At 71.0% G+C, this 3,001-nt stretch carries 4 protein-coding genes; 3 read left to right on the top strand and 1 reads right to left on the bottom strand.

Translation table 11 applies throughout. From position 1 onward, the window contains the following. From ACTIR_RS0116365 to ACTIR_RS0116355, 3 genes are all read left to right on the top strand, one after another. Positions 1–233 (top strand): DUF2399 domain-containing protein (locus ACTIR_RS0116365; protein ID WP_154663791.1); only part of this gene is annotated, 233 nt, incomplete at its 5' end. 90 nt (positions 234–323) lie between these two features. Then, positions 324–605 carry a type II toxin-antitoxin system Phd/YefM family antitoxin gene (locus tag ACTIR_RS0116360; RefSeq protein WP_026455094.1) on the top strand — a complete coding sequence of 94 codons (282 nt, stop codon included), beginning with the start codon at positions 324–326 and terminating at the stop codon, positions 603–605. Further along, positions 602–991, top strand: coding sequence for a type II toxin-antitoxin system VapC family toxin (locus ACTIR_RS0116355; RefSeq protein ID WP_026455093.1), 390 nt, complete (start codon positions 602–604; stop codon positions 989–991). Before ACTIR_RS0116360 ends, ACTIR_RS0116355 begins: the two co-directional genes overlap by 4 nt. Positions 992–1,174: 183 nt before the next feature. On the opposite strand, the gene ACTIR_RS0116350 is transcribed toward ACTIR_RS0116355, so the two are convergent. Next, positions 1,175–3,001, bottom strand: a 1,827-nt coding sequence (locus ACTIR_RS0116350) for an OmpL47-type beta-barrel domain-containing protein (protein ID WP_026455092.1), incomplete at its 5' end; no start/stop codon positions are given.

The raw sequence follows: 3,001 nt of genomic DNA, 5'->3' as shown, positions 1-3,001 counted from the left end.
CGCGGCCGTGGCGCATGGGCACCGGCGACTACCTCGACGGCCTCCGCGCCGACGTGCCCGCACCCGCCCCCGGCCGGGTCACCGACGCGCCGTGGGACGCGGACCTCGCCCCGACGATCCGGGAACACGACCGGGTGGTCGCCGAGGAACAGGTCGCCACCCGCCTGCTCGACGACCTCGCGGAGGCCGCCGCACCACCGCCGGAGAGCCCGGACGCCGGTGCGCGACCGTGAGCCGGAGTCGACCCCTTCGTGACCCTCTGGATCGACGTCCGAAATATCGTGCTACATTTGGCGTAGCACTTTCCGTGCTACGGTCTAACCATGGAGCGCATCGGTGTCCGGGAGCTGCGGCAGAACGCGTCCCGTTACCTGGCGAGAGTACGAATGGGGGAAACAGTGGAGGTCACGGACCGTGGTGAGCTCGTCGCGCTGCTCGCGCCGCCGCACCGGACGACGGCTGCACGGGACAGGTTGATCGCCCAAGGCACGTTGATCCCCGCGGCGAACCCGGACGGCCTCCGGCACCTGCCGGAACCCCCTCCGGCGAGCGGCGCACGGTCGACGCAGTCCGTTCTCGACGAGCTGCGCGAGGACCGGTTGTGATCTACCTGGACTCCTCGGCTCTGCTCAAGCTCGTCGTCCGGGAGGCGGAGACGGACGCGCTGCGCGCCTGGCTCGGCGACCACACCGACCCCCCCTGCAGCAGTGAACTCGCCAAGGTCGAGGTGACGGTGGCCACCCGGCGTGTCGCCCCGGACCTCCTGCCCACGGCTCGGGCTGCGATCGCCGGACTGGATCTGCTGCCGCTGTCCAGCGCCACCATCACCCTCGCCTCCGAGACCGAGCAACAACTACGCAGCCTCGACGCACTCCACCTCGCCTCGGCACTGCTGCTGGGTGACGAGCTGACCCGGTTCGTCACCTACGATCATCGACTCGCCTCCGCGGCCGAGGCCGTGCGGCTGACCACGACGGCACCCGGTTGCTGAGCACCGTGCTCGTCGTGTCTGCACACCCGAGCCACTGCCGCACTACGCCCAGCCCCGCCGCGGATGCCGATCCCGGATCACTGCCCGGCTGAGGTACGGCTCGTCGGCCGGCGCCGGTGCGAGCACGAAGGGCGCCCCGGATGGATCCGGGGCGCCCCACGCGTGTCACTCACCTCCGGTTGATCACTTGCCCACGTCGGAGCGGGCGGCGGCGCGCACGAGGCGGCCCTTCTCCCGCTTCTCGATGATGCCCGCCTCGGCGAGCTCGTCGGCCACCGTCGAGACGTGGTCGACGAACGCGCCGTGGTTGGCGTACTCGCCGTCCTCGTCGATCAGGTCGTTGATCGTGCAGCCGTTCCCGGTGTCCACATTGGCCACACCGGTGGCGTTGTCCCCGATGACCACGGTCTCCCGCGTGTCCGAGTCGGGGCAGGCGTCGTCGCCGCCGGCGACGACGGTGAACGAGACGTCACCGGAGGCCGTATTCTCCGCGTTGTCGGTGGCGCGGAAGGCCACGGTGTACTCGCCCGGTCGGTCGAGGGTCACCGGTCCCTCGTAGAACCGGTACTCCCCGTCGTTGACGGCGTACTCGACCGACGCGACACCGGAATCGGCATCCGTGGCCGTCACCGTGACCGTGGCCGAGCCGACGTAGGCGCCGTCGCCGTCCCGCTCACCGGTCACCTCGGCGCCGACTTCGGGCGGCGTGGTGTCCTCCGGTGCGGGTTCGACCACCACGAACGACACCGAGTCGGCCTCGGCGGTGTTGCCCGCGTTGTCCGACGCCCGGAACCACACCATGTGCTCACCCGCGGCGTTGACCACGACCGGGTCGGTGTAGGGCTCGAACTCCCCGTCGTTGACGGCGTACTCGACCGACGCCACCCCGGAGTCGGCATCCGTGGCCGTCACCGTCACCGTGGTCGAGCCGATGTAGGCACCGTCGCCGTCCCGCTCACCGGTGACGTCGGCCGAGACCTCCGGCGGAGTGGTGTCCTCCGGCGGGGGCTCGACCACCGTGAACGACACCGACCCCACCGTGGAGGTGTTACCCGCCTCGTCGGTGGCGCGGTAGCGCATCGTGTGGTCGCCGGACTCGTCCACGGTCACCGGGCTGGCGTACGCGGTGAATCCCGCGTCGTTCAGCGCGTACTCGATCGACGCGACGCCGGAGTCGGCGTCGGTCGCCGTGACCGTCACCGTGGCCGAGTCGAGGTAGTTGCCCCCGGCGTCCTGCTCACCGGTGACCTCGGCGCTGACCTCCGGCGGCGTGGTGTCCTCCGGCGTGGGCTCGACCACCGTGAACGAGACCGACCCCACCGACGAGGTGTTGCCCGCGGTGTCGGTGGCGCGGTACTGCACCGAGTGATCCCCGGGCTCCTCCACGGTGACCGGGTCCGAATAGCTCTGGAAACCGGTGTCGTCCAGCTCGTACTCCACGCCGGCCACCCCGGAGTCGTCGGACGCCGTCAGCTCGACCGTGGCCGAGCCGACATAGGCACCGTCGCCGTCCCGCTCCCCGGTCACCTCCGCGGTGACCTCCGGCGGCGTGGTGTCACCGCCCCCGGACTCGGTGACGACGAGCTCGCCGGTCATCTGTCCGTGGCCGGGCATGTCGCAGTAGTAGCGGTAGGTGCCCGGTGTGAGCTCCACCTGTGCCTGGTGCCTGCCCCCGTCGACGTCGAAGGGGCTCGCCACGATGTTGAGGTCCACATCGTGGTTGTAGCCGGGGGTGGTGGTGTCGAACGTCAACGTGTGCGCCACACCGGTGGTGTTGCCCGTGTCGGTGCTGTTCTCGAACACGATCGTCGCCGTGCCCGCGGTCGCCGTCTCCGGGGCGGAGGCGTAGGTGTCGAGCCGGTCGTCCGCGGTCCAGGTCAGCACCTGTTCCTGCGCGGCCGCCGCGTCACCCGAGGTCGTCCCGGAGTCGTTGTCCTGCTCCGTGGCCGAGGCCGGAGCCAGCCACAGCGCCGCGACGAGCATGCCGAGCAGCGCCGCCGCCGCCCGCCG

Origin of the sequence: Saccharomonospora iraqiensis subsp. iraqiensis (assembly GCF_000430445.1) — a bacterium.
Classification (GTDB): Bacteria; Actinomycetota; Actinomycetes; order Mycobacteriales; family Pseudonocardiaceae; genus Saccharomonospora; species Saccharomonospora iraqiensis.
The sequence above is the reverse complement of the archived record's forward strand: the minus strand, read 5'-3'. Positions and strand labels throughout refer to the sequence as shown.

Bases quoted from the DNA above. Each gene is read 5' to 3' on its own strand.
- ACTIR_RS0116360 (WP_026455094.1), top strand. From the start codon at position 324: ATGGAGCGCATCGGTGTCCGGGAGCTGCGGCAGAACGCGTCCCGTTAC.